We start from the raw sequence: 7,817 nt of genomic DNA on the forward strand, positions 1-7,817 counted from the left end.
CTGACTATACGACGGGTCGTCGCCGCTACCCCTGGGTTCGACGGGGCGAATGCAGATCTTGTGAGCCGCAGTCCTGACGGCCAGGACGAGATTGGACATCACGACACGAGCAACCCGACGACGGTCGCCGCAGCCAAAAGCACCAGAAGTGCTGTCGTGATCCAGACATACAGAACGTCCATTGCGCTCGCGTACGCCGCCAGCATCATCACGACCCGAATCACCGGAAGCATGACGAACACCGAGACATCCGCGACGGCCACTGGCACGGCCCAAGAAGCGTTGACAGTGGTGCCGACAGTCGCGGCACCGACGAGGATCGAACCGATGATGGTTCCCCATCGCATCAACTCCGCGATCGCGGCCGGGAGCCGTCGTCTGTGAGCGCCGTCCTTCATCGGAGTGGCCCGATCTCGATCCCGAATGCTGTCAAACCCATCGGGACTGCGAGGGCTGCGAGCACGAGGACGAATGCCACCCGGAGCACACTCCCGTTGACGCGGACCATCGCGCGCGCGCCGAGCACCGCGCCGAGGACTGAACCGAGCACCACTGGGCCGGCGAGCACGAGATCCACCTTTCCGAGGATGAGGTACGCGGCAGCCGTACCGGTGGCCGTGACGCCGATCATCAGATTCGCGGTCGCCGAAGACACCTTCAGCGGCAGCCGAAGGGCGGCATCCATCGCCGGGATCTTCAGCACTCCGCTGCCGATGCCGAGCAGGGCCGAGAGTGTGCCGGCGCCGAACATGAGTGACAGACCGATGGGCAATGAACCGACATGGTACCGCTGATCGACACCGCCAGCATCGGGTGCGCTCGATGCGAGCCGCAACCGTTCGCCCCAGCCAGACCCTAGCGGCTGCGCGCTTCTGCGGGGCCGCAGCATTTGCGCAGCCGAGACAAGCAGCACGACTGCAAACAACCCGTAGAGGATCCCAGGTGCGATGCTGCCGACGAGCAGCACGCCGACCACGGAGCCGGCGACCGTGGCGAGCTCGAGTACCGCGGCGAGACGCAGGTTCACGAGGCGGGCGCTGAGGAACTGGGGTGCGCTCGCACACGAACACGCGATGACCGAAACCAGACTCACCGCGACCGCCGTCGGAAAGGACGCCCCGGCGAACAGGGTGAGCAGAGGAACGACGAAGATCCCGCCGGCCATCCCGAGCGCGCTCCCGAGTGCGCTCGCTGCGAGCGACGCGACCCCGAGGAGTGCTGCCGTCTCGGCGGTCAATGCGGCGCCCGCTGCAAGCGGGTGACGAAGGCGATGGCATCGCCGCGGTAGTGCAGTCGTTCATAATCGACCGGGCGACCACCGGTTGTGAACGACGTCCGCTCGATGCGGAAGGTGGCATCGCCGGCCGGGATCTGCAGCGCGGCCGCGATGTGCGGGGCGGCGCCGAGCGACTCGAGCCGATACTCCGCTTCGATGAGAGGCACCCCGTACTTCTGCTCGAGGAGCGAGAAGATCGGCTCGGTGGCGAGGTCGTCGTTCGCGACTTTCGCGCCGATGTCGGGCAGGAGGTAGGTCTCGTCGAACGAGATCGGTATCCCGTTGCCGAGCCGAACACGTTCAATGAAGACGACCTTCGACCCGACCGGAACGTCCAGGTGCCGCGCGACCTCGGCGTCGGCAGCGACCGGCGATGAGCTCAAGACTAGTGCCGAGGCGGCCAGCCCGGCGGCGTGCATATCTTCGACGAACCCGGTGAGTTCCGTCAGCGGCTGCTCGATACGCGGCGAGGCGACGAATGTCCCCTTTCCCCGCCGGGAGATGGCTACGCCGCGCGCCACAAGGTTGGAGACAGCCCGGCGGACCGTGATGCGACTCACCCGGAACTCGGCGATCAGTTCGTCTTCGGTTGGCAGCTGATCACCGGGTAGGAGGTCCACCCCGATGCGTTCTACAAGCGACCGCTCGACTCGTGAATACAGAGGACCAATATTAGACATCGATTTATTATAACAACGTTTGTTTAGTTGGGGCCGCCGAACTCACGAGACGAAAGTGGGCGCTGTTAGGCGGAGGGTGCTTCTTGTCAGGCGGTCGAGGTCGCCGTGTGCATTCTTCGAGAAAATGAATCTTTCAATAGAACCGACTATTGACAGATTCAGTTTCGCGGCAATAGCGTGAGTCTGCCGCGCGGCCTGTTCCCGTTTGCGGACGAAGATGACGCTGGTACAAGGAGGTTGCCCGCGCCCTTCCTCCGTCTGTACTCAGTTGCGCGGTGAACAAATCCACGACGGCGAACTCATGATTCAACGACGTCCCGTCAGGACGGATTCGCCACGCTGCGAGAGGTGCAACACATGGCAGAGACGCCAACCCTGAAACGATCCCTTGGACTCTGGGCGATTGTCGCGCTCGGGCTCGGGTACATGGCACCAGTCACGGTCTTCGACACATTCGGCATCGTCTCGGGGGAGACAGACGGTGTTGTCCCGATGGCCTACCTGGTCGCCATCGTAGTCATGCTGTTCACTGCCATCAGCTACGGGAAGATGGTCAGCGTCTTCCCAACGGCCGGTTCTGCGTACACGTACACCCGGAAGACGATGAGTCCGACGGTCGGGTTCCTCGTGGGCTGGGTGGCGCTCATGGACTATCTACTTCTGCCATTGGTGAACGCGGTGATCGTGCGCATCTACATGGAGGGCTTCTTCCCCGAAGTACCGGGTGCCGTTTGGGTGATCGGATTCGTCGCACTCATCACCGCACTGAATATTCGCAGCATCAAGTCGACGTCCCGGACGAACTTGGTCATGCTCATGATCGCGCTCATCGGTATTGCCGCGTTCCTCGTACTGGCAGCGGTGCAGATCTCGAATGGCCTCGGTGAAGGCACGCTGCTGACGACCCAGCCGCTCTGGCATGACGGTGTCCAGATGAATGCCGTGCTGGCCGGGACGACGGTCGTCGCGTTCTCCTTCATCGGTTTCGATGCCGTGACCATGTACACGGAAGAAGCCAAAGACCCCCGGCTCGTCCCGAAAGCCATCGCACTGACCGTGCTGATCGGCGGTGGCATCTTCTTCCTCGGAGCTTGGTTTGCTCAGGTCGCCTTCCCGACCCTGGAAGCGTTCCAGGTCACCGACGACACGCTGCCGGAACTGGCGCTGTTCGTCGGCGGCACGGTATTCCAAGCCCTGTTCGTCGCGGCAGCTCTCGCGGCTGCAATCGCCTCCGCCGTATCCTCGCAGGCGAGCGTCTCCCGACTTCTCTACGTAATGGGCCGCAACGGTGTCCTCGCCCCAAAGCGCCTCTTCTCCTACGTGCACCCGAAGCTTCGGACCCCGGTGTTCACCACCTTGCTCGTCGGTGTTGTCTGCCTCGCAGCAATCGCCCCGAGCTTGGAACTGATCTCGTCCATGATCAACTTCGGTGCGCTGATCGCGTTCACGTTCGTCAACCTGTCGGTGATCGCATACTTCGTGGTCCGGAAGCGGCGCTACCACACGGCTAAGGACGTCTTCAGTTTCATTGTGCTTCCGCTGATTGGTGCCGCAACGACAGGGCTGCTCTGGGTGAACCTGCACGCCGATGCGTTGATCGCGGGAGCGGTCTGGCTCGGCATCGGCGTCATCTACCTGATCTTCCTCACCCGCGGATTCCGGAAACCGGTCGCGTCGCTCGGAATCGATGAAACCGATGACCTCGAAGACGAACCGATGGAACCCACGGCTGCACAGGCTGCGCCCCGTGAGTAATTGCTCGGCATTCGGATACGACACAGACCGGAAACTCTCCTGCGTGTACACGCTGGAGCATGAGAAAGGAACAAGATGAAGACACGTACTCTCCTCGGGGTCGCGTCAGTCGCCCTGGTGGTGGTTTCGATGGCCGCGTGCACGCCGCAGCCAGCACCTGAAGGCGGTGCGGCCGACACGGTGCTCCGAAACGGCTTCGTGTGGACCGTCGACGCCAAGGACAGCCAGCAGGAGGCTGTTGCGATCCGCGACGGCGAACTCGTCTATGTCGGCACCGACGCCGGTGTCGACCAATGGATCGGGTCGGACACAGACGTCATCGACCTCGACGGCAAGATGGTGATGCCCGGAATCCAGGACGGCCACACGCATACTCTCAGCGGCGGTTCGGCTCTCGCCGGATGCACCCTGAACTACGACCCGCTTACAGTCGAGGAGTTCCAAGATCGCATCCAGGGCTGCCTCGGCGACATGGCCGACGAGGACCCGAGCGTCCCTCTGACTGTTCGAGGCTGGTACCGGCAAGCAATGCAGCCCGCCGGAACCGACGCCGACCGCACCATGCTCGACGCACTCGATACCGACCGGGCGATCATCGTCAACTCCACCGACGGGCACTCGACGGTCGTCAACAGCGCCGCACTCGAGGCGGCCGGCGTGACCGCGCAGACCCCCGACCCGGACGGTGGCCGCATCGGACGTGATGAGTCCGGAACACCGACCGGCATTCTCGAAGACGGCGCCGGCGCCTTGGCCGACGCACTGGTCCCCGAGGCGACCCCCGACAAAGCCTTCGAGGACGACCTTGCAGCCGGCCGTGCCGCACTGGAAGCGCTCGCGGCACAAGGTGTTGTGTCGTTCATGGACCAGTTCTCGACCGACGACACGGCCAAGGTGTTCGACACGCTTCGCAGTGACGGTGATCTCACCGCCCGAGTGCACCTGGCCCCGAACGTCACAAGCGACGCCGCGGCAAACGATCCTCGCGCGGCCGCCGACGAAGTCATCGCATTCCGCGACAACTGGGAAACCGGAGAGGTCGTCGTCGAACCCGGCATCAACGTCACCAACGTCGGCGAACTCTCAATCGATGGAGTACTCCAGGCGCCGGCACTCACGGCCAGCATGCTGGAACCGTACTTCATCAACACCGGCACCGAGGAGGAACCGAACTGGGTTCCCGGGACCGAACGAGGACCCGACCCGTCGTATTACACGACGGAGTCCCTCGCGGACGTTACTGCTTTCCTGCTTGAGGCTGGGATCAGCCCTTCCGTCCACGCCATCGGAGACCGTGGGGTCCGAGAGGTCCTCGACGCCTACGAGATCGCGCGAGAGCGCACAGGAAGCGAACTGCCACTGTCTATCTCGCACGCCGAATCAATCGCTCCCGCTGACTTGTCGCGGTTCGGCGAACTCGATGTGATCCCGCTGATGGGGCTGCAGTGGGCCAAACCGTCGTTCGATTCCATCGAGGCAGCCCAGGACACACTCGGGCCGGAGCGTTTCGCACGGACTGAGCCGGCTGGAGCTCTGGCCGCGGCGGGGGCGCAGGTCGGGCTGGGCAGTGACTGGCCCGTGGACAAGCTCAATGAATGGCTCTCACTCGAGGTCGCTGTTACCCGTGCCAACCCCGACGGAGGCGACCACTACACCGGCAAGCTCGGCGAAGACCCGGGCCTGACCATCGAGGAAGCAATTCGTACGGTGACCTACACCACCGCGCGGTCGATGCTCCAATCCGAGCAGACGGGCTCCCTTGAGAAGGGCAAACTGGCCGACCTCATCGTCCTCGACCAGAACATCATGGAGGTGCCGGCAGACCAGATCCACAAGACCAACGTCCTGATGACGATGGTCGGTGGCGCCGTCGTTCACGACGAACTGAAGAAGTAGTCCAGTCACACCAGCGGGGCCGGCACTCAGATGCCGGCCCCGCTGACCGCCTCAGGCAACCTAGAATCACACTCGTGCCACCAGCCCCAACTTCAGGCCCGTCGAAGTCCGACGCCACGCGCACCGCGATCATCGCGGCGACCATGGAAGCCATCGGGGGGCGAGGAATGCACGATGTTCGAGTTGAAGACATCGCCGAAGCCGCGAACGTCTCGACCGGCCTGATCTACTACCACTTCAAGAACCGGCAGGAGCTGTTGCGGGCGGGGCTCACCGAAGCTCTCAACAACTGCATGCCATACGAGCGACCAGTGGGCGACCTGTCTCCGGCAGACCGGCTCTACGCCGCGCTGGGACAGTATCTGGGCACGGAAGCGGAGGCCGCCAAGCAAGACCGCATCTATGCCGAGGGGATGCGCGCAGCGGTGTTCGATCCGGCACTCCGCCCGGCACTGACCTCCACCATTGATCGGTGGGAAAGCGCTACCGCCGGTCTCGTCGAAGCCGCATTTCCGTCCGGGGCGGCGGCTGAGGCTCGGCCTACTGCGAAGGCGCTCACGGCCCTTGTCGACGGGCTTCAACAGCGGGTGCGATCCCGGCTCATTCCGCGCGAGCAAGCACTCGAGCTCCTGAGAGCTGCGATAGATGCCGCGGTCGAGGAGGTGCAGAACGGTGACCGGTGAAATAGTCCCGAGCAACCGAGAACGCATCCTGAGTGCGGCGGCCGAGGTCATCGGGGACAACGGCATCCAATCGTTCGCAGTCAAGGACGTCGCCCGCCGGGCGAAGGTCACACCGCAGCTGACCTACTACCACTTCCCGAACAGGCAAGCACTTATCCGAGCGGCCTTGCAGTACGCCGCCGACCTGGCACCCTCGATGAACCTCGTCCAGCACGCACGCGGAGCGTCCGGGTTCGAAGCACTGAGCACCGCCCTCCACGCCGAATTCGATGAGAAACCCGCAGTGCGGAACCTCAATCTCATCTGGAACGAAATCACCGCGCTTCCCATCGATGACGACGAGCTCGCCGCCGAACTCCGACGAGTGACAGACCGGTGGAATGACCAGATCACCATCGGCATTCTGCGTGGCCTCGCCGACAGGTCCATCGCGACGACGATCGAGCCGTACGCGCTCGCGCAGATACTCACCTCAACCGTCGAAGGCCTGAGTCAACGCTGGCTCGCCGGTCTCGCGACACCGGAGGAGTGTCAACGGACACTCGATGTGCTGCTTTCCAGCTTTCAGGGATCGAACCCGCGCCGGGACTGACTTCGTCCAGCCCCCGGGGCAGCAGTTCTCGTCAACACACCAGGAATCACGGCTGGAGGTGACGGTCAACTGAATCGCGCCTTGAGCGCGAACAGATGCTGGCGTGTGAGGGACGCGGCCTCTTCTGCGTCGCGATCCGTGATCGTCTCGAGGATGCCCAGGTGGGTCAGCTGGTCCGCGTCACCGCCGTACTCGCCGCGGAGACGGAGCAGATCGATTTCGCCCGTCGCGTCCAAGACCACGCCGACACCACCGGCGTCGAAGCCGACACACTAGCGCTCCTGGGCTTGTTCGAACGCAGCTACCTGAGCCGCGCGACTGAAGGCGTCGAACTGCTCGATCTGCAATCCGAAAACCACCACATGGCCACAACCACGAGTCTCCGCATCCGTGTCGATGGAGCAGAGCACGGCGGCACCTACGGCGGTGTCGGCCCGGTAGAAGCCGTCAGCAGGCTGCTCGCAGAGCACGGCATCCCCATCGAAATCCTCTCGCTGCACCAGACTTCGCTGTCCGCAGGAAACAGCAGCGAAGCCCTCACCCTGTCAGCACCGCCAAGATGTCAGTCCGCTCGAGGCCATCGCGCGTGAAGGCCGGCGCCCGGCCCCGTCGCGCCAGCTAGGGCATGTCTGACAAGTGCTTTGCCCAGACAATGCCAGCGTGGAGGACGGCGGCCGCATCCGGTTGGTCTCCTGCCATACACCGGGGCCTTCATTGGCCGTGCTTTACTTTCGCCTGTGGACACACCTGAACTTGCCGCCCTGGTCCCAGGCTTCATGGCTCGGCATCCGGGGCAAGAGTGGACGCTGACGTCGGGGAAGGGCGCGGGCGAGGACCTCGTAGTCACCCTGTCTCCTGTGACCGCCCCTGAGCGGATTGCGACAGCCCGGGTCTACGCGGGGGCCGAGGTCTTCCTCTTCGACTTCTCCGGTCAC

The 7,817-nt window shown here is 63.8% G+C and carries 9 protein-coding genes; 6 read left to right on the top strand and 3 right to left on the bottom strand.

The annotated features are described in order from the left end of the window. Nucleotides 1-98: 98 nt before the first annotated feature. The 3 genes from H521_RS24355 to H521_RS0118695 are packed head-to-tail and all read right to left on the bottom strand — an operon-like array spanning nucleotide 99 to nucleotide 1,956. Nucleotides 99-398: a DUF1634 domain-containing protein gene (locus tag H521_RS24355; protein ID WP_022894537.1), complete on the bottom strand. Its 300-nt coding sequence runs from the start codon at nucleotides 396-398 to the stop codon at nucleotides 99-101. Further along, nucleotides 395-1,237, bottom strand: a complete 843-nt coding sequence (locus H521_RS0118690) for a sulfite exporter TauE/SafE family protein (RefSeq protein ID WP_022894538.1) — start codon at nucleotides 1,235-1,237, stop codon at nucleotides 395-397. Before H521_RS0118690 ends, H521_RS24355 begins: the two co-directional genes overlap by 4 nt. After that, nucleotides 1,234-1,956 carry a GntR family transcriptional regulator gene (locus tag H521_RS0118695; protein WP_022894539.1) on the bottom strand — a complete coding sequence of 241 codons (723 nt, stop codon included), beginning with the start codon at nucleotides 1,954-1,956 and terminating at the stop codon, nucleotides 1,234-1,236. The genes H521_RS0118690 and H521_RS0118695 overlap by 4 nt, the downstream gene beginning before the upstream one ends. A 357-nt stretch (nucleotides 1,957-2,313) precedes the next feature. Between H521_RS0118695 and H521_RS0118700 the strand changes: the two genes are divergently transcribed. The 6 genes from H521_RS0118700 to H521_RS26335 form a co-directional block, all read left to right on the top strand. Next, a complete protein-coding gene (locus H521_RS0118700) occupies nucleotides 2,314-3,711 on the top strand; it encodes an APC family permease (protein WP_022894540.1) in 1,398 nt (465 codons plus the stop codon). Between the two features lie 75 nt (nucleotides 3,712-3,786). Then, nucleotides 3,787-5,607: an amidohydrolase gene (locus H521_RS0118705; protein ID WP_040425012.1), complete on the top strand. Its 1,821-nt coding sequence runs from the start codon at nucleotides 3,787-3,789 to the stop codon at nucleotides 5,605-5,607. A 74-nt stretch (nucleotides 5,608-5,681) separates the two neighbouring features. After that, nucleotides 5,682-6,290, top strand: a complete 609-nt coding sequence (locus H521_RS0118710; RefSeq protein WP_156891553.1) for a TetR/AcrR family transcriptional regulator — start codon at nucleotides 5,682-5,684, stop codon at nucleotides 6,288-6,290. Further along, entirely contained in the window at nucleotides 6,280-6,882 is a 603-nt protein-coding gene (locus H521_RS0118715; RefSeq protein WP_022894543.1) for a TetR/AcrR family transcriptional regulator, read from the top strand. The genes H521_RS0118710 and H521_RS0118715 overlap by 11 nt, the downstream gene beginning before the upstream one ends. Nucleotides 6,883-7,043: 161 nt before the next feature. After that, nucleotides 7,044-7,472 carry a 2-isopropylmalate synthase gene (locus H521_RS25980; protein WP_156891555.1) on the top strand — a complete coding sequence of 143 codons (429 nt, stop codon included), beginning with the start codon at nucleotides 7,044-7,046 and terminating at the stop codon, nucleotides 7,470-7,472. Between the two features lie 147 nt (nucleotides 7,473-7,619). Further along, a partial coding sequence (locus tag H521_RS26335; protein ID WP_211215519.1) for a hypothetical protein occupies nucleotides 7,620-7,817 on the top strand: 198 nt, incomplete at its 3' end.

The organism is Agromyces subbeticus DSM 16689 (assembly GCF_000421565.1).
In the GTDB taxonomy this organism is placed as follows: Bacteria; Actinomycetota; Actinomycetes; order Actinomycetales; family Microbacteriaceae; genus Agromyces; species Agromyces subbeticus.